Source organism: Pseudomonas arabinosi (assembly GCF_047758675.1).
GTDB lineage: Bacteria > Pseudomonadota > Gammaproteobacteria > Pseudomonadales > Pseudomonadaceae > Aquipseudomonas > Aquipseudomonas arabinosi.
In genome coordinates this window covers 2,696,890-2,714,607 of the sequence record NZ_CP180480.1, presented here as the reverse complement: position 1 = coordinate 2,714,607, position 17,718 = coordinate 2,696,890, and the positions used below count along the sequence as shown (strand labels likewise).

General features: G+C 60.5%; 15 protein-coding genes. 6 read left to right on the top strand and 9 right to left on the bottom strand.

The annotated features are described in order from the left end of the window. Window positions 1-79 precede the first annotated feature (79 nt). Together ACMXYJ_RS12660 and ACMXYJ_RS12655 are read right to left on the bottom strand one after the other, a co-directional pair. Complete coding sequence (locus ACMXYJ_RS12660; protein WP_415760071.1) at window positions 80-904, bottom strand: alpha/beta fold hydrolase; 825 nt, start codon at window positions 902-904, stop codon at window positions 80-82. Window positions 905-935: 31 nt separating this feature from the next. Beyond that, window positions 936-1,499 (bottom strand): flavodoxin family protein, encoded by a 564-nt coding sequence (locus tag ACMXYJ_RS12655; protein ID WP_415760070.1) that lies wholly within the window; start codon window positions 1,497-1,499, stop codon window positions 936-938. A gap of 321 nt (window positions 1,500-1,820) precedes the next feature. Here ACMXYJ_RS12655 and ACMXYJ_RS12650 point away from each other — a divergent pair, with 321 nt between their 5' ends. Next, window positions 1,821-4,625: an ATP-binding protein gene (locus tag ACMXYJ_RS12650; protein WP_415760069.1), complete on the top strand. Its 2,805-nt coding sequence runs from the start codon at window positions 1,821-1,823 to the stop codon at window positions 4,623-4,625. Here ACMXYJ_RS12650 and ACMXYJ_RS12645 read toward each other — a convergent pair. Together ACMXYJ_RS12645 and ACMXYJ_RS12640 are read right to left on the bottom strand one after the other, a co-directional pair. Next, entirely contained in the window at window positions 4,590-6,074 is a 1,485-nt protein-coding gene (locus ACMXYJ_RS12645) for an ATP-binding protein (protein WP_415760068.1), read from the bottom strand. The two genes, ACMXYJ_RS12650 and ACMXYJ_RS12645, sit on opposite strands and share 36 nt — an antisense overlap. 184 nt (window positions 6,075-6,258) lie before the next feature. Continuing rightward, window positions 6,259-7,209 carry a GlxA family transcriptional regulator gene (locus ACMXYJ_RS12640; RefSeq protein ID WP_415760067.1) on the bottom strand — a complete coding sequence of 317 codons (951 nt, stop codon included), beginning with the start codon at window positions 7,207-7,209 and terminating at the stop codon, window positions 6,259-6,261. 222 nt (window positions 7,210-7,431) lie between these two features. On the opposite strand from ACMXYJ_RS12640, the gene ACMXYJ_RS12635 reads away from it, so the two are divergent. Beyond that, a complete protein-coding gene (locus ACMXYJ_RS12635) occupies window positions 7,432-8,154 on the top strand; it encodes a pirin family protein (RefSeq protein WP_415760066.1) in 723 nt (240 codons plus the stop codon). A 100-nt stretch (window positions 8,155-8,254) separates the two neighbouring features. Here ACMXYJ_RS12635 and ACMXYJ_RS12630 read toward each other — a convergent pair whose 3' ends face one another. Next, complete coding sequence (locus ACMXYJ_RS12630; protein ID WP_415760065.1) at window positions 8,255-9,130, bottom strand: LysR family transcriptional regulator; 876 nt, start codon at window positions 9,128-9,130, stop codon at window positions 8,255-8,257. A gap of 111 nt (window positions 9,131-9,241) precedes the next feature. Between ACMXYJ_RS12630 and ACMXYJ_RS12625 the strand changes: the two genes are divergently transcribed. Next, entirely contained in the window at window positions 9,242-10,489 is a 1,248-nt protein-coding gene (locus ACMXYJ_RS12625; RefSeq protein WP_415760064.1) for a YbfB/YjiJ family MFS transporter, read from the top strand. Between the two features lie 21 nt (window positions 10,490-10,510). Further along, a complete protein-coding gene (locus ACMXYJ_RS12620; RefSeq protein WP_415760063.1) occupies window positions 10,511-11,509 on the top strand; it encodes an NAD(P)H-quinone oxidoreductase in 999 nt (332 codons plus the stop codon). Here ACMXYJ_RS12620 and deoC read toward each other — a convergent pair whose 3' ends face one another. After that, the gene (deoC, locus tag ACMXYJ_RS12615) at window positions 11,510-12,193 is read right to left on the bottom strand and encodes a deoxyribose-phosphate aldolase (protein WP_415760062.1); all 684 of its coding nucleotides are present in this window, start codon (window positions 12,191-12,193) and stop codon (window positions 11,510-11,512) included. A 122-nt stretch (window positions 12,194-12,315) separates the two neighbouring features. Here deoC and deoR point away from each other — a divergent pair, with 122 nt between their 5' ends. Then, complete coding sequence (gene deoR / locus ACMXYJ_RS12610; RefSeq protein WP_415760061.1) at window positions 12,316-13,086, top strand: DNA-binding transcriptional repressor DeoR; 771 nt, start codon at window positions 12,316-12,318, stop codon at window positions 13,084-13,086. Here the strand turns inward: deoR and ACMXYJ_RS12605 are convergent. Genes ACMXYJ_RS12605 through rbsK form a run of 3 tightly spaced genes read right to left on the bottom strand, consistent with a single transcriptional unit; the run spans window position 13,079 to window position 16,436 of the window. Beyond that, entirely contained in the window at window positions 13,079-14,137 is a 1,059-nt protein-coding gene (locus ACMXYJ_RS12605) for an aldose 1-epimerase family protein (RefSeq protein ID WP_415760060.1), read from the bottom strand. The two genes, deoR and ACMXYJ_RS12605, sit on opposite strands and share 8 nt — an antisense overlap. Beyond that, a complete protein-coding gene (gene fucP / locus ACMXYJ_RS12600; protein ID WP_415760059.1) occupies window positions 14,134-15,465 on the bottom strand; it encodes an L-fucose:H+ symporter permease in 1,332 nt (443 codons plus the stop codon). The genes ACMXYJ_RS12605 and fucP overlap by 4 nt, the downstream gene beginning before the upstream one ends. 44 nt (window positions 15,466-15,509) lie before the next feature. Further along, the gene (rbsK, locus tag ACMXYJ_RS12595) at window positions 15,510-16,436 is read right to left on the bottom strand and encodes a ribokinase (RefSeq protein ID WP_415760058.1); all 927 of its coding nucleotides are present in this window, start codon (window positions 16,434-16,436) and stop codon (window positions 15,510-15,512) included. 325 nt (window positions 16,437-16,761) lie between these two features. On the opposite strand from rbsK, the gene ACMXYJ_RS12590 reads away from it, so the two are divergent. After that, the gene (locus tag ACMXYJ_RS12590; protein ID WP_415760057.1) at window positions 16,762-17,718 is read left to right on the top strand and encodes an alpha/beta hydrolase; all 957 of its coding nucleotides are present in this window, start codon (window positions 16,762-16,764) and stop codon (window positions 17,716-17,718) included.

The following is a 17,718-nucleotide window of genomic DNA, read 5'->3' as shown; positions in this document are numbered from 1 at the left end:
AGCCGAACGCAGCCTCGCCCAGGCTCGACAGCTGCTACAGAGCTTCCATGGCATAGGATCGGGGGCCAGGGATTAACGCTTAGTCCTTCAAAAACGCTAACAGATCAGCGTTGAGCTGATCCTTGTGGGTATCCGTCAAGCCATGGGGAGCGCCGGGGTAGATCTTCAACGTCGACCCTTTCACCAGTTTTGCAGACGCAATGCCCGCCGCTTCGATCGGCACCACCTGGTCAGCATCGCCATGCACCACCAGCGTCGGTATGTCGAACTTCTTCAGGTCTTCGGTGAAGTCGGTTTCGGAGAACGCCTTGATGCAGTCATAAGCGTTCTTGTGGCCGGAGGTCATGCCTTGCATCCAGAACCAGTCGATCATGCCCTGAGATGACTTGGCCTCCGGTTTGTTGAAGCCGAAGAACGGACCGCTTGCGAGGTCGATGTAAAGCTGCGAACGGTCGGCCAGGGATGCCTCGCGAATGCCGTCAAAGACTTCGATCGGCAGCCCCCCGGGGTTGGCTTCAGTCTTGAGCATCAGCGGCGGCACCGAGGAGATCAGCCCGGCCTTGGCTACGCGAGCCGTGCCATGGCGGCCGATGTAGCGCGCCACTTCGCCTCCGCCGGTGGAGAAGCCAAAGAGCACGGCATCCTTGAGGTCCAGTAACTCGATCAACTGGGCCAGATCATCCGCGTAGGTGTCCATGTCATTGCCAGTCCACGGCTGGCTGGAGCGGCCATGACCACGACGGTCGTGGGCGATGACCCGGTAGCCTTCGGAGGCGAGGAAGATCATTTGCGATTCCCAACTGTCGGCATTCAGCGGCCAACCGTGGCTGAAAACAATGGGCTGGCCGTTGCCCCAATCCTTGTAGTAAATCTCGGTGCCGTCTCGGGTCGTGAACGTACTCATGTGATATCTCCTTAGCGAGTGTTGGGGTGTATCAAATCGGTGAGTGGCTCATTCGTTCGGCCAGCCGCGCCACTCGCTCGCCCAGGTGCGCGGCGGTGCAACGATCTTCCGGGGGTGGCGCCAGCTCGGGGGACTGTTCGACATTTGACTGGGCCATGGCGCCGAGCGAACTGCCCAGGCGATTCAGTTGCCCATCGAACACACCCGTGCTCGAACGCGCCGGCAACAGGTCGAGGCCGACCCAGATCATTGAATGCTGCGCGGCGAACACGGCCATTTGCAGCAAGGTGTTCAGTTTGTCGCCGCACAGGCAGCCGGAATTGGTGAAGCCTGCCGCGAGCTTGTCGCGCCAGGGCTGCGCCAGATAGAACGCCGCCGTGGCTTCCATGAATCCCTTGAAGGGTGCCGAAGCGCTGCCCATGTAGGTCGGGGCGCCAAAGATGATTGCATCGGCACTGTGCAAGAGGTCCCAATAGTGGTCCACGTCCTCGACAGGAATCAGCCGGCAGGTACTGCCCAGGTGCCGTTCCACGGCTTCGGCCATGACCCGCGTGTGCCCGTAGCCACTGTGATAGACCACCACGACGTTGCTCATTCCTGCGTCCTCCAGACGTGTTCATCCTTTTTGTAGCGCTAAGACCGGTACCTTTGGTGAAGCGTGAAGAATGAGAGTTTTGGACGGAGAGCAGGTGCAGGACGAGTTAAACGTTGTTAATTTTCAGGGGTGCACCAAAAGCCCCAACGCTGTCTGGGCCACCGTCGGGCCTAACAGATACGGAGCTGGCGAACGGGCAAGGGAAACCGGCAGTCGTAGCGAACACCCGACAGTCACCCGAGCCCTCGTTGCTTTGACGGAAAAACCTGAGGAATATGCTCGAAAACTGCGTATTAGACGGATGCAAGCAGGAGTGTCCCGTTGACCCTTTCCCCCGAACACGCCATCCATTTCGGCCCCTACCGGGTCTACCCCGGCCAACGCCTGGTGATGGAAGCCGACCAGCCTCTGCGCCTGGGCCGTCGCGCTATGGACATTCTGTTGATTCTGCTGGCTCAGGCCGGCAGCCTGGTCAGCAAGCAGTACTTGATCGCCGAGGTCTGGCCCAACAGCGTGGTGGAAGACATCAATTTGCGCGTGCACATGGCCGCGCTACGTAAAGCCCTCGGCGATGGTCAGGCTGGCCAGCGCTACATCATCACCGTGGCGCAGCGCGGGTACAGTTTTGTCGCGCCGTATTCTCTGGAACAGGTCGAGCAACATCCCGAGGCCGAAGGGCCGGAGCCGAGCGGCCACAACCTGCCCATTCGTCGCACACGCATGATTGGTCGCCAGACACTGGTCGACAGTCTGGTGACGCAATTGGCGCGCTATCGTTTCATCACCCTCATCGGCCCCGGCGGTATCGGCAAGACCACCGTGGCCCTGCGCGTCGCCGAACAAATGATTGGCCGCTACCGAGACGGCATTCGTCTCCTGGACCTGGCGCCGATCAATGATCCTTTGATGATCGCCACGCACCTGGCGACGTTGCTCGACGTGTCCTTGCACGACGCCGAACCGATGAGCAGCCTCGCGGCGGTTTTGCGCGAGCGGCAGATGTTGCTGGTGATCGACAACTGCGAGCACCTGATCGACAGCGTTGCCGTGCTCTGCGAGAGCATCCTGCGCGGCGCGCCGCAGGTGCACATTTTGACCACCAGTCGCGAGAGCCTGCGGGCCGAGGGCGAGTTCGTCCAACGCCTGGAATCGCTGGACTGCCCCCCGCCCATCGCGGTACTGGATCGCGTTCAAGCGCTGACTTTTTCCGCGCTGCAATTGTTTGTCGAGCGGGCGATGGCCAGCCACGACAGCTTCGAACTGACCGACGACGAATTACCGCTGGCGATTGAAATCTGCCGGCGCCTGGACGGTATTCCGCTGGCCATCGAACTGGCGGCGGCGCAAGTCGGCAGCCTGGGGCTGAGCGGGTTGCTGGCACAGTTGCAAGGCAGCTTCCGCCTCCTCACCCAGGGCTGTCAGTCGGCCCTGGGTCGGCATCAGACCCTGCGCGCCACACTGGACTGGAGCTTCGAACTGCTGAGTCCTTGCGAACAAACCTGCCTGCGCCGACTGAGTGTGTTCAGGGGCGGTTTCACCCTGGAATCGGCGGCGGCGGTGATCGTCGGCGAGCACATCTCGCCCTGCGAAGTGTTTGGTTCGATCACGCAACTGGTGGCCAAGTCGCTGCTGAACGTAGAGGTGGGCGATGAGGAAGTGTTCTACCGTTTGCTCGACATCACCCGCAGCTATGCCCTGGAAAAACTCGACCAGGCCAATGATCTGCCGGGCACGCGAGTGCGCCATGCCGAACGCTGCCTGGCCTTGATGCATCAGGCCCAGACCGATTGGGAACTGATTCCGACCGGGCGGTGGATCGAGCGTTACGCCCGCAGCCTTGAGGACATTCGCTCGGCCCTCGACTGGGGCTTGAACGCTCAAGGCCCACACGCGGTAGCGATCCGGCTCGCCGCGACATCCACGCCGCTCTGGCAGGAACTGTCGCTGCTCAAGGAACACGGCGTGTACGTGCGCAAGGCTCTGGCGCTGCTCGATGCGTCGCCGGAGCCCTGCCCTCATCTGAAAATGACCCTCAAGCTGGCCCTCGGCAGTTCCTGCTACCACACCCAGGGCGGCACCGCCGAAACCATCGAAGCGTTCGTCAGCGCCAGACTCCTGGCCAAACACTGCAACGACATGGCCGGTCAGCTGCGCGCGGTGTCCGGGCACATGGCGGTCAACCTCAGTTGCGGCAACTACCAAATGGCCCTTGAGCAGAGCCAGCTATTCGACCGGCTGGGGCTGGATGGCGATGCCGTGCTGTCGCTGAGCACCCATCGTTTACGCGTTCTGGCCCTGCACTTTGCCGGGAATCAGAAACTGGCCCTGTTAAACGCCGAACAGGTCATCCAGCGCATGGCCCAAAGTGGCCACCTCAACCGCTTCACCCACGGCTTTGGCGTGCAGTACGACCAGAGCGTGGCGGCCCTGACGATTCTGGCGCGCATTCTCTGGATACAGGGTCAACCCGAAAAAGCCTGGCGCACCGCACGGCAGGCGTTGGACATCGCGATCCAGATCAACCACGGCACCTCCATCTGCTACACCCTGGCGCTGGCCGGTTGCCCGATCGCCCACTACAACGGCGACACCCGGACCGCCCGCGAACTGTTGCGTCTGCTGCTGGAACAAGCGCAGAAACACTCAGTGCTGCTGTTCTACACATGGGCTCAACACTATGCACAGGTGATCGACCGAGCCCAAACCCCGCCAGTACCGCAACCGGGTGCAGGGTTGATCAAGGAAATCATGGTCACGCTGGACACCGCATTCGTCGATGACGCCTTGCTGCAACGGGCCGACACCGGCTCCGCCGGCTGGAGCACGGCAGAAATCCTGCGAGCCGGTGCCGATGCGCTGCTGGCAGACGATTGCCCGCTGAAAACCGACGCGGCCGAAGCGGTGCTGATGAGGGCGTTAAACGTGGCAAAACATCAGGGCGCCCTGGCCTGGGAATTGCGCAGCGCCACGTCGCTGGCACAGCTTTGGCAACGCCAGGGCCGCCACCAACAAGCCTATGAGTTGCTGGCACCGATTTACAGCCGCTTCACTGAAGGCTTCGCCACCCCGGACTTGAGTACAGTCCGTCGGCTACTCGACGAGCTCCACGGGCAACTGCACGCCTGAGACCCAACGCGCACGACTGATGTAATGCGAGTAGCGCCTCTTGAATACAGGCAAGTGGCCGCTGTGTTCGAGCTTTTCCAAAGCATACGTGCGCGTGGTGTTGAGAAAGCGATAACGGCTTGAGCCGTTGACCTGATCCATCGAGAGCAACGATTTGGCGACTAACCGCGCCACCAGCGCCGGCAGTTGAGCGGGCTCGAGCGCCTTGCAACTGATCACGCCAATCGCAGCGTCGAGGGTGAAGGATATTTTGAACACCGCCAGACGCTGCAACACGGTTTTCTCCATCGGGCTCAGCCGTTCATAACTCCAGTCCAGCGCGGCTTTGAGCGTCTGATGGCGTGGCACGGCGGTGCGCCGGCCTTGGGTCAGCAGCTGAAAACAGTTGTCCAGCTGAGCCTGCAAGCCCACCAGCGCCAGCGCATCAATTTGTGCCGCCGCCAGTTCAATCGCCAGCGGCAAACCATCGAGGCGCCGACAGATTTCGCGCACGGCTTTGAGGTCTTGTTCACGCAGGGCAAACCCTTGCTGACGGGCTCGGGCGCGGCTGACGAACAACTGCACGGCCGAGTAGCCCATGGCTTCGGCCACGCTGTGCAACGCCGAGGCAGGCGGCACCGCCAGGGGCGGTAAACGCTGGACCGTCTCCCCCGCCGCTTGCAGCGCTTGGCGACTGGTCACGAGGATCGACAGCCGCGGCGCCGACCTCAACAATTGCTCGACCCATGCTCGACCGTGTTCCTGCAGGTGTTCGTAGCTGTCGAGTACCAACAGCGTGTGCTGTTGCGCCAACCTGTCGAGGGACGTCCCGACATCCCGTTCAAGGGTATGAATCAGATGATCGACCACCTGCGCGGGGTCATTGATCGACGAAAAATCAACCAGCCAAACGCCATCCTCATAGTGCTGCAACAGCAGTTCGGCCACGCGCCACGCCACCGTGGTCTTTCCTACGCCGGCGGGACCCACCAGGGTCATGAATCGCCGAACCGGCAACTGGCGCACGAGGCTGCCGACGATCGAGTCCCGCCCCGTGACCGGGGTGAGTCGCGCAGGCAAATTGTGCTGGGTTTTCTGAACCGTCTCGATAGAGACCGGGACGCCTTCCGGTTCGTGCTGCACCGGGGCGATAAAGCTGTAACCGCGCAGGGGAACATTGACGATATAGCGCTGACCGTCCTGCCCGTCGCCAAGGGCCCGGCGCAGGGCCGCAATGTGCACGCGCAGGTTGATTTCCTCGACCACGGAAGTCGGCCAGACCCGGGCAATCAATTCGTCCTTGCTGACCACCGTGCCGGCGCGCTCGACCAGCACCTGCAGAATATCCAGAGCTCGACCGCCCATGCGCAACGGCCGATCACCTTCAAGGATCAGCCGTTGTTGCAGGTGGAATGCGTAGGGGCCGAATCGCAGCACCGCATCGCTGTTTAAATCTCTGAGACTGTTCATGCACATTCGCGTGCTGAAACCTGGGGCGGCTCAAGGTGCTGCAAGTCCATTGCGCGAGTCCATCCAGGTTCCCGCACCTCCATTACAAAGAGTTCATGGGTATCTTGGCAGGCATCAGTGACGGTACAACTGCCTCAGTGGGAGCGTTCCGGCCATCACGGTGCGCGTAACGGACAAGAACGCTCTAGCTGAACTGTTCGCGGTATTGGGTCGGGGTCAAACCGAGCTTTTCGCTGAACAGAAAGCGCATGTGCCGCACGCTGCCGAACCCACTTTTGAAGGCCACGGTCTTGAGCGGAAAATCGCTGGTTTCCAGTAAATTCCTGGCGCAATCAATGCGCGCGCTTTGCAGAAACTCCATGGGTGTCATGTTCACTTCCCGGGCAAACATCCGGGCGAAGTGCCGCGTACTCATGTTCGCGAGGCTGGCCATGCGTTCGATGCCGAAGGCTTCATCAAGATGCTCAAGCACATAGTTTTGCACTCGGGTCATCGGCGTTTCCTGGGGCGCGACGGCGGCCATCAACGGACTGAACTGCGCCTGGCCTCCCTGGCGCTTCATCACCACCAGCAGCACTTTGGCCACGTCCTGGGCGACTTTCTTGCCATGGTCTTCGGCCACCACCGACAACGCCAGGTCGATCCCCGCGGTGACACCGCCGGATGTAATGAGATTGCGATCCAGCACGTAAATCTGATCGGTCTCGACGGTGGCCTTGGGAAAGCCCTTGATCAGCCGCTCGGTGTAGTGCCAGTGGGTGGTGACGCGGTAGCCATCCAGTAAACCGGCATGCCCCAGCACAAACGCACCGGTGCAGATCGAGCCATAACGCTCGGCCCGGTTGACCGCACCTTTGAGCCAGCCCAGCAGTGGTGGATGTTTTTCGTTGTAGGCCCCCGGCCCACCCGGCACCAGCAACAGGTCAAATGGTTGCGTCGCCTGATCGATGTGCAAATCGGCCTGGACGCTGACGCCGTTGGACGCACGTAGCGCGCCATACTCGGTGCCAATGGTCGACAACACATAATGTTCATCCGCTGCCAGGTAGCGATTGGCGATGGAAAACACTTCCATGGGCCCGGCCATATCGAGCAGCAGAAAGTCCGGAAACAACACCATAGCCACAGTTTTCATGGGTTTTAAATCACTGATCGCAAAGAAATAGGAACGTAAGGCAACGCTAAGCATTATGGCCAAGTGTCGCGTGAGCGTCGGAGAAAAATACGAGAACGGGTGCGCACAACTGTCAACCTGAACAGGACAGTATTTCAATTTTCATCTACTTATTGCACCAGCCATTAACCATTAACCTTCTCCTCACTCGGACGAATCAACGTCCCCACAGGAGATTTCATCATGCTGACCCTTCGCAAAGCTTCGGATCGCGGCGCGGCCAATCACGGTTGGTTGAAGTCGTTCCATACCTTTTCCTTCGCCAACTATCGCAACCCCAAAGAGCAGGGTTTTTCCGACCTGCTGGTGATCAATGATGACCGCGTGGCAGCCGGCAAAGGCTTTGGCCAGCACCCTCACCGTGACATGGAGATTTTCTCCTACGTGCTTGAAGGTGCGCTGGAACACAAAGACACTTTGGGCACAGGCTCTGTCATCCGCCCTGGCGACGTGCAGTTGATGAGCGCGGGCAGCGGCGTGGCGCACAGTGAGTACAACCACTCGGCGACACGGCCCGTGCACTTCCTGCAAATCTGGATCGTGCCGGAGGTCAGCGGCGCCAAACCGCGTTATCAGCAAGAGCACTTCAGCACGCAGAAGAAACGCGGCCGTCTGCAACTGATCATCTCCCCCGACGGGGCGAAGGGTTCGCTGAAGGTGCGTCAGGATGCACGGGTGTATGCCGCACTCATCGACGGTAAGGAAAGCGCCGCTCTGGAATTGGCCGCAAACCGCTATGCCTATGTACATGTGGCCCGTGGCAGCGTCGAGCTCAACGGCGTGCCATTGCAGGAAGGTGATGGCGTACGGGTTCGCGATGAACAGGTGCTGACGTTGAGCAACGGCGTCGATGCTGAAGTGCTGGTGTTTGACCTGCGGCCTCAAGAACTGCCGGAAATGCCATAAAGATCAAGAGATCGCAGCCTCGTTTCACTCGACAGCTCCTACAGGGGTACGCAAATCCCTGTAGGAGCTGTCGAGTGAAACGAGGCTGCGATCTTTAGCTTTAGTCCCGAGTGCCAGAAAACACCGCAACAATCTCATCAATCACTACACGGACTCTGGCGGTATGCCGCAGGTCTGCGTGGGTCACCAGCCACACGTCATACGGCATCGGTCGCGTGCGCTCCGGCCACAACCTGACCAGCCCGTCCCTCTCCCCCATGTACACCGGAATTTCCCCGAGCCCGATCCCCGCGGCAATGGATCGGCGCACCAGCAGGCTGGAACTCAGGCTCGAGACGATGCGCCCGCGACCCAGCGGTTCCGAGACCAGCGTCATGTCTTTGTTGCCTTGCAGATACGGCTGATACACCACCAGATCATGCCCCTCGAACGCCGAGCCCGGCTCCGGCACGCCATGGGCTTCAACATACGCTTGAGACGCGAAAAGACCCACCGGCCAGCGGGCGATGCGCCGGGCGATCAGGTCCGGGTTGTCCGGCCGGGTATTGCGCACGGCGATATCGGCTTCGCGTTTGGACAGGCTGAGAATCTGCGTCGAGGCGTCCAGTTGCACGCGCACGTCGGGGTGCTGTTGATGCAGGCGAGCAATCGCCGGGATCAGGAAGTCGATGGCCAGGGAGTCCGTGGTGCTGACCCTTACGAGCCCGGTCAGTCGATCGTCGAGGCCTTGAATCCGGCGCTCCAGTTCGAGCGCTGAATGCTCCATTTTTTCCACCGCCCGCAACGCGGCTTCGCCGACAGCCGTCAACGCATAACCCTCGGAGGTGCGCAGGAATAGCGTGGCACTCAAGGACTTTTCCAGGGCCGTGATCCGCCGGCCCACCGTGGCCTGATCGACACCCAGTACCCGCGCCGCGCCCCTTAGCGTCGACTCTCGGCACACCGCCAGAAACACCCGCGCGTCATCCCAATTCATAAGGCTCTCCAGCTGATGCATAGATGCATCACTCTAGCTCAAAATCGCTGCATTATTGCATTCATGAACCACGATAGGCTGGAGGCCAGCAAAACTTACAGGACCGTTATCATGCACAGCACCACGCCCACCCCGCGCAACGCGATCTGGCTGCCGATTTTCGCCGGCCTCTGCGCCAGCCTGGTCAGCATTGGTCTGGCGCGCTTTGCTTACACGCCGTTGATTCCATCATTGATCCAGGCGCACTGGTTTTCGGCCAGCGACGTGGTCTACCTCGGTGCCGCCAACCTGGTCGGCTATCTGATCGGCGCACTGATCGGCCGACCTCTGGCCCAGCGCACGTCCAACACAACGGCCCTGCGCTTGATGATGTTCGCCGTGACCTTGTCGTTTTTCGCCTGTGGTTTTCCATTGTCGGTGAGCTGGTTCTTTGGTTGGCGCCTGCTGTCGGGCATTGCCGGTGGCGCAATCATGGTGCTGGTGGCTGCAACGGTGCTGCCCCATGTGCCAGCATCCCGCAGAGGTCTGGCCAGCGGTGCGATTTTTCTGGGCATCGGTCTGGGCATTGCCGGGTCGGGAACGATTGTTCCGCCGTTGCTGAGTCTTGGCTTGCAGCAAACCTGGTTTGGCCTCGGTGTTCTTTCCCTGATGCTGACCGCTGCGAGCTGGTTCGGCTGGCCGTCAGACTCGCACCACGCGACCGCCACGGTACCGGACAATACTTCGTCGACAACGACCGACCTGCGTGTCTACCTGTTGTTTGCCCAATACGCGTTCATGGCCGCCGGACTCGTGCCAGCGATGGTGTTCCTGGTGGATTACGTGGCCCGCGGGCTGGGTGCCGGCTCGCACATCGGTGCATTGATCTGGGTGATGTATGGCGTTGGCTCGATCATCGGGCCGGTGAGTTATGGCTTTCTGGCCGATCAACTGGGCGCGAAACAAAGCATTCGGCTGGTGCTGGTGGTGCAAGCGATTGCCGTCGGCCTGCTGTCGATATCGAGTTCTTTTGCAGTACTGGCCTTGCTGGCGGTGATCCTCGGCTCATTCCCGCCGGGCATCGTCCCACTGGCACTGGCACGGGTTCACGAACTGATCCCACAGCATCATCAGCAGCAAATTGCCTGGAGCCGCGCGACTGTTTCGTTCGCCACGTTTCAGGCCATCGCCGGGTTTGGGTATTCGGCGTTGTTCAACGCCAGCGGCGGCGATCACGCGTTGTTGTTTGTCATTGCAGCCGGCGCCCTAGTGGTCGCACTGTTACTGGAACTGGGGATGCGTTTGTTGAACAGATCCACTGTGGGAGCGGTGCATTGGACTGAATCATTCGTTCACTCATGCGATCCCATTTACAGATGACTTTCTCAACAGGAAACCAACATGACTCTGCCCCAAACCATGACCCTGATTGAAATCACCGAACCCGGCGGCCCCGAGGTTTTAAAGCCACGCCAGGAACCGATCCCGACCGCCGGTGCAGGCGAAGTGCTGATTCGCGTACACGCCGCCGGGGTCAACCGCCCCGACGTGATTCAACGCGCCGGCAAGTACCCGATGAAACCCGGCATGAGCCCGATTCCCGGTCTGGAAGTGGCCGGTGAAGTGGTGGCCATCGGCGCAGGCGTCAGCGAATTTATCGTTGGCGATAAGGTGTGTGCGCTGACCAACGGCGGCGGCTACGCGCAGTATTGCGTGGCACCGGCCGGCCAGACGCTGCCGATTCCTGCCGGGATGGATTGGGTGCACGCGGCGGCGGTCCCGGAAACCTTTTTCACGGTGTGGGCCAATCTGTTCGACATGGGCGGCGCCAGCAAAGGCCAGCGCGCACTGATTCACGGCGGCACCAGTGGCATCGGCACCACCGCGCTGATGTTGTGTCGCGAGTTTGGCGTCAAGGCATTCGCCACGGCGGGCAGTGAGGAGAAGTGTGCGGCGATCCGCACGTTGGGGGCCGAGGCGATCAACTATCGCGATCAGGACTTTGTCCAGGTCATCCAGGAAAAAACTGCCGGCAAAGGCGTCAATGTCATCCTCGACATCATGGGTGGCTCGTACCTGAATCCGAATATCGCGGCGTTGGGCATGGACGGTCGGCTGGTGATGCTGGGCTTTCTCGGTGGCGCCCACGCCAAAGATCTCGACCTGCTGGCGATCATGGGCAAACGCGCGACGATCACTGGCTCACTGATGCGCTCGCGCACCCGCGAAGAAAAAGCCTCGATCGCCGAACAGTTGCGCGAGTACGTCTGGCCCGTACTCGCCGCCGGGCGTTGCCTGCCGATGATCGACAAGGTCTATTCCTATACCGACGCGGCACTGGCTCATGCACGGATGGAAGCGGGTGATCACATTGGCAAAATCGTCTTGCGTGTGGACTGATCAGTATCCCTCACCCGCCGCCAGCGCGCCGCTGATGATCGCGATGCCCGAGCTGGTGCCCAGTCGGGTGGCGCCGGCCTCGATCATCGCCAGTGCGGTCGGGTAATCGCGCACGCCACCGGAAGCCTTGACCCCCATGACCGCGCCGACGGTGCGGCGCATCAGGGCGACATCTTCCACGGTGGCGCCACTGCGACTGAAGCCGGTCGATGTCTTGACGAAAGCGACTTTCAGCTCACGACAAATCTGGCAGGCCTTCACTTTTTCGGCGTCGGTGAGCAGGCAGTTTTCCAGAATGACTTTCAGCGGCACACTGCCGCAGGCCTGTTTGACCTGGGCGATGTCGTCCCGCACCTGATCGAACAAGCCGTCTTTCAACCCGCCGATGTTCAACACCATGTCGACTTCCCCGGCACCGGCGGCAATCGCCCGCTCGGCTTCGAAGGCTTTGGTCTCGCTCAGACCGGCACCCAGCGGGAAGCCGACCACAGCGCAGATATTGACGCGTTGCCCGGCAAGGCACTGAGCCGCATGAGGGACCTGCCCCGAGTTCACGCACACCGAATAGAAGCCGTGTTCTATGGCTTCGCGGCACAACGTTGCGATTTGCTCGCCGGAAGCATCGGGTGCCAGCAAGGTATGATCGATGTACTGCGCCAACGCTTGGGGTTCGAGGTGTGCCATCGCAAAAACTCCTGTTTGTATATTCAAATGCCCCTGCGCCACAATCGAGGGTGATTCGCGCAAAAACGTTACAAATCTAACAAATAATGTTACTTAAATAACACCAACAATCAACCCCCGGAATGCCTGTGGACAGTAAAAAAGCCGAGCGTCTCAAGCTGATTCAACAAGCCCTGCAAGACCAGAGCGCCATTCATCTGCGCGAGATGGCGGCGTTGCTGGACGTGTCCGAGATGACCCTGCGCCGCGACCTGAGCAAGTACACCGACCACCTGCGGCTGCTCGGTGGCTACATCACGAAAATTCACGACGGCAGCGAGCCCGGCGATTACCGCGTGGCCGAACAGGACACCCGGCACGTCGAAGAAAAACGCCGCATCGGCAAACTCGCCGCCGGGTTTATTCAACCGGGCGACACGGTGTTCTTCGACTGCGGCACCACCACGCCTTTCGTGGTCGATTTCATCCCCGACGAGCTCGAATTCACGGCGGTGTGCAACTCTCTGAACGTGCTGCTCAAACTCTCGCAAAAGCCCAACTGCCACATCGTGATGTGCGGCGGCACGTTCCACCGCAAGAACCAGGTGTTCGAGAATCAGAGCGAAACCGGCATTCTCGATAGCGTGCGCCTGACCTGGGCTTTCGTTTCCGCTGCCGGCATCAGCCAGGACTTCGGCGTGACCTGCTTCAACTTCAATGAAGTGGAGGTCAAGCAGAAGGTCCTGCGTCAGGCGCAACAACGGCTGCTGCTGGCCGACCACAGCAAGTTCGACACAGTGCGCACCGCGCACTTCGCCAACCTTGAGGATTTTCAGTTCGTGGTCAGCGACAAGAAAATCCCCAAGGCCTACCGCGACGCCATTGCCGCCAGCGGCGCGCAGTTGATCATCTGATCAGGGCCTGTTGTTCCGCTGCACTGAGGTAACCGGTGGTGACGCTGAAATCAGCCGTCACCCCCGCTGCCAGTGAACGCACGTGGCCCTTGGCGGACTCGGCGCGATAGCCTTCCGGCTCGCACGTGGCCGGCAGCACGAACGCCGCCACGTGTTGATCGGCGTTGTGCAAAATCCAGCGCGCGGCATGCTCGAACTGGTCGGGACGGTAGCGGGTGTAGAACGCCGCACCGTCCGGATGGCTCAGCAGAAAATGTGCGTGGCCGCTGTCATCCGCCCGCACGCCATCGAAGAAAAACACGATCTCGGGATCGTAGAGCCGCGGCTGATCCAGGCATGTGAACTGCTCCGGGTCTTTCGCCAGCACCTGCATGTATTCAGTCCAGACCGGCGTCGGTTTCACGTGGGCCGGCACGCTCGCGCGCAAGCGCACACGTTCGAAACCCAAAGGCTCGATGAAACGAGCGCCTTCGACATAGGCGTAATTCATGTGCGCCATGTACATCAGGTCCATCGGTTTACCCGCAAGATTGGTCACCTGCATGGCGATGTCGAACAGCCCTGAATCAGCACGCAAAGTCACGCTCGGGCTGGCCCGATAGCGGTCGCCAAAACCCTGCACGTATTCGTACTCGCCACCCAATCGCAGGTATTGACCGACGCTGTCCTCACCGACCTCCAGCCAGGCGCGATCCATCGCCGCGCAAGGCATCTCGCCGTGTAACGGATGATCATCCTCGGGACTCGGGCAACCGTTGCGCAGCAGGCCACTGTGAAACATGAAACAGCCGTAGGTGCCGATCACCGTCGGGCTGGGTTTGGGTTGGCTGAACAAGTTGCGCATGGTCAGGTCGCAACCATCGAACACAGCGGACCAAATCATCTGGCCTAGATACGGGAGTACCACGAGGCTGCCGCGACCGTTGGCCAATTCCACGGCCAGCACACCACTGGGATAGACCCAGGCGCTGACCGTGAACGCCTCGGATTCCAGCAAGGTTTTGCGCGCCTCGCCGAACTGCGACGGATGAAGATTGATCCGCGTATTCATGACGCGACCACCGCACCCACCGGTGCCCGTTCGCTGTCGGAATGACGCAGACAACGCACCGCGTACATCACGATCACGATGAAGCACAGCAGCGGCACGCTATAGGCCAATTGCATGTTGCCGCCGCTGTAGTCAGACAGCAGCCCCTGGAAGATCGGAATAACCCCGCCACCAACGATGCTCATCACCAGCAGCGAACCGCCGACACCGGTGTCTTCACCCAAGCCGTCAATCGTCAGGCCGTAGATGGTTGGCCAGCACGGACCGAGGAACACGCTCACGCCGACGGCTGCATATACCGCGGTGATGTTCGGCACCAGAATGGTGTAGGCCAGCAGCGCGATGCACAGCACGCCGTACACCGCCAATACCTTGGCCGGGTGCAGTTTGCGCATCAGCACGTTGGCGATCAGCTTGCCGACAAAGTACGCGGCAAACGTCGTCAACAGAAACCACGACGCGCTGCGCTCGTTCATGCCGCCCAACTGCATCGCCAAACGGATGGTGAAACTCCAGACACCGACCTGGGCGCCCACGTACAGAAACTGCGCCAACACACCAAAGGTGAAGCGCTTGTTGCGCCACAGCCGCGACAGGCTCTGGCCGAGGCTGGCGGTTTTCTTGCTGCTCGGTTGATTGCCTTTGCACGCGGGAAACCGGGTGATCGCGATCAGGATGAACATCAGCACCAGCACCGCGATCATCCATTTGTACGGCAGCAACGTGGACTGGATCATTTGCAACTGCTGGACAGCCGCGTCCGAGGCGCTCATTTGCGTGAGTTGCTCATGGGTCGCGTCGGTGTCCTTGAACATCACGAAGCTGCCGACATAGACCCCGGCCATCGCACCGAACGGGTGGAACGTCTGGGAAATATTCAGGCGACGGGTGCCGGTTTCACGCGGGCCCATCAGCGTCGAATAGGTGTTGCACGCGGTTTCGAGAAACGACAGACCTGCCGCGATCACGAACAGCGCTAGCAGGAACATGCCGTACTTGGCGGTCGACGCTGCCGGGAAGAACAGCAGGCAACCGAACATGTACAGCATCAGGCCGATCAGGATGGTGGTCTTGTAACTGAAACGGCGAACCACCAGCGCAGCCGGAATCGCCACGAAGAAATAGCCCAGATAAAACGCCGACTGCACGAACGCGGTCTGGAAATCGCTGAGCAGAAAGGCCTTCTTGAAATGCGCGATGAGCACGTCGTTCATGCTCGCGGCCGCCGCCCACAGCGCAAAGATGCTGCACAGCAATATGAAGGCGAACCAGGGCGTGCGGTTCAGGTAGAAACCATCGGGCGTCTGTTGGAGCGGAGGCTTTGTCATTGTTGTTCTCCGTGGTGAGTGTTGAGTGGTGAATCAGCTCGACGTCAGGCGTCGAGTTGGCGCTGGAATTCAGCGAATGCAGTGGCGTCCGGGTAGGACGTCTGGGTGCCAAGGCCCGTGACCGAGCAGGCGGAATACGCCACGGCTTGGGTCATCGCGGCGCGGATATCGCGGTCACGACTCCAGTGATGAATGAAGCAACCGATGAAGGCATCCCCTGCCCCGGTGGTGTCGCGCGCGGCAACGCTCAAGCCGGGAATCTGAAACTCGCCCTCCTCGCCGACATACAGCGCGCCTTGCTGGCCGAGGGTCACAATGACGTGGCGGATGCCGCTGGCGACCAATGTCTGTGCGGCCTTGTGGGCCGACTCCGGCGAGTCCACGGTCTGGCCCGTAATCAACGCCAGCTCGGACTCGTTGGGCACCAGGAAATCCAGTTGCGCCAGGTGTTCACGGCTCAGACCCGACAAGGCCGGCGCCGGGTTGAGCAGCACTGGAATGTTGTGTGCGCGGCCGAACTCGATGGCGTAGTAAACGGTGTCGACGTTGATTTCGAGCTGCAGAACGATCAACGAGCACTCGCGCAACGCCTGCGCGGCCGCGTCGATATCCGCCGGTAGGAGATGTGCGTTGGCGCCTTTGACGATGAGGATGCTGTTGTGCGAATCGGCCTGAACGAAGATCGGCGCCACACCGCTGGACACGCCGGGGACACGCTGCACGTAACGGGTGTCGATGCCAAAGCGCTGGAAGTTGGCCAGGGTGTTGTCGGCAAACAGGTCATCGCCGACCTTGGTGAGCATCAACACATCCGCCCCAAGTTTGGCGGCAGCAACCGCCTGATTGGCGCCCTTGCCGCCACAACCGAGGGCAAACCCCGGCGCTTCAAGCGTCTCGCCCTGGGCCGGCATGCGATCGATGTAGGTGATCAAATCCACCATGTTACTGCCGATGACTGCGATCTTGCTCATTGCTATCTCACCTTGAGGCGTTCTTGTTTTGTTATTTAAATAACATTTTGTGTGATTATTCAATCTTTTTGTTGGGTGGGCGCCGAAGCAAAGACGAGTGGCTTTGCGCACGGCTTTGAAGATGTATGGGTAGGAATGGCCTCATCGCGAGCAGGCTCGCTCCCACAGGGGAACGCATTCCAATGTGGGAGTGAGCCTGCTCGCGATGAGGCCCGAACAGTCACCGCCGAACCTGAGCCATTCATACGACTGTCGAATTTTCCCCCACCTTTCCTCACGCTTCTGTTAAAACCCGAACTTTCCTTTTCATCCTCCGGACCCCTGCATGTTTTCGAATGTGATGAGCCGCTTAGGCCGACGCTGGCTGCCGCTGCTGTGCATGGCCGTGTTGATCGTCGGCTTGCCGGTGAGTTGCGGCGTACTCAAGTACACAGAGCGCGAGCTGCTGTTTCGTATCGAGCCGGGCAACGCTGGTTGGTATCGTGGTCTGCCGCAGGACGTTCAGGAATTCGACATCAAGCCCGCCAGCTTCAAGGCCGGGCAAAGCCTGCATGCCTGGTGGTGGCCGGCCGCGCGTCGCGATGCGCCGTCGATCCTCTATCTGCACGGCGTGCGCTGGAACCTGACGGGCCAGGCGTTCCGCATCGAGCAATTGCGCGCCATGGGCTATTCGGTGCTGGCCATCGACTACCGCGGGTTTGGCCAGAGCAAGGGTGATCTACCGTCGGAAGCCAGTGTTTACGAGGACGCGCGAGCCGCTTGGGAGCGCTTCACCAAGATGCAACCGGACGCCAGCAAGCGCCTGATCTACGGCCACTCCCTCGGTGGCGCGGTGGCAATCGACCTGGCGGCAGACTTGGCCGCACAGGCGAAAAAGGAGCATGGCGTGGTGCCGGTGCGCGGCCTTGTGATCGAGTCCACCTTCACCTCGCTGGGCGATGCCGTGGCACAAGTGGCCGACAGCAACCTGCCAGTGAGATGGTTGCCAGTGCGCTGGCTGCTGTCGCAGAAATTCGATTCCATCAACAAGATCGTCGACATCAACATGCCGTTGCTGGTGGTCCATGGCCTGGCCGATCCGCTCATGCCATCGCGATTCAGCCAGCAGTTGTTCAATGCCGCCAACGAACCCAAGCAGCTGTTATTGGTGCCCGGTGGTACGCACAACAACAGCATGAGCAGGGGTGGTACCCAGTATCGCCAGGCACTCGACGGCTTGATGAAAATAAAACCATCCCAGATGGCCGGCCCGACAGTGACGCGAGTTTCTCGGGAGTCTTGA

Bases quoted from the DNA above. Each gene is read 5' to 3' on its own strand.
- ACMXYJ_RS12660 (WP_415760071.1), bottom strand. From the start codon at position 904: ATGAGTACGTTCACGACCCGAGACGGCACCGAGATTTACTACAAGGAT.
- ACMXYJ_RS12655 (WP_415760070.1), bottom strand. From the start codon at position 1,499: ATGAGCAACGTCGTGGTGGTCTATCACAGTGGCTACGGGCACACGCGG.
- ACMXYJ_RS12645 (WP_415760068.1), bottom strand. From the start codon at position 6,074: ATGAACAGTCTCAGAGATTTAAACAGCGATGCGGTGCTGCGATTCGGC.
- ACMXYJ_RS12640 (WP_415760067.1), bottom strand. From the start codon at position 7,209: ATGAAAACTGTGGCTATGGTGTTGTTTCCGGACTTTCTGCTGCTCGAT.
- ACMXYJ_RS12635 (WP_415760066.1), top strand. From the start codon at position 7,432: ATGCTGACCCTTCGCAAAGCTTCGGATCGCGGCGCGGCCAATCACGGT.
- ACMXYJ_RS12630 (WP_415760065.1), bottom strand. From the start codon at position 9,130: ATGAATTGGGATGACGCGCGGGTGTTTCTGGCGGTGTGCCGAGAGTCG.
- ACMXYJ_RS12625 (WP_415760064.1), top strand. From the start codon at position 9,242: ATGCACAGCACCACGCCCACCCCGCGCAACGCGATCTGGCTGCCGATT.
- ACMXYJ_RS12620 (WP_415760063.1), top strand. From the start codon at position 10,511: ATGACTCTGCCCCAAACCATGACCCTGATTGAAATCACCGAACCCGGC.
- deoC (WP_415760062.1), bottom strand. From the start codon at position 12,193: ATGGCACACCTCGAACCCCAAGCGTTGGCGCAGTACATCGATCATACC.
- deoR (WP_415760061.1), top strand. From the start codon at position 12,316: ATGCCTGTGGACAGTAAAAAAGCCGAGCGTCTCAAGCTGATTCAACAA.
- ACMXYJ_RS12605 (WP_415760060.1), bottom strand. From the start codon at position 14,137: ATGAATACGCGGATCAATCTTCATCCGTCGCAGTTCGGCGAGGCGCGC.
- fucP (WP_415760059.1), bottom strand. From the start codon at position 15,465: ATGACAAAGCCTCCGCTCCAACAGACGCCCGATGGTTTCTACCTGAAC.
- rbsK (WP_415760058.1), bottom strand. From the start codon at position 16,436: ATGAGCAAGATCGCAGTCATCGGCAGTAACATGGTGGATTTGATCACC.
- ACMXYJ_RS12590 (WP_415760057.1), top strand. From the start codon at position 16,762: ATGTTTTCGAATGTGATGAGCCGCTTAGGCCGACGCTGGCTGCCGCTG.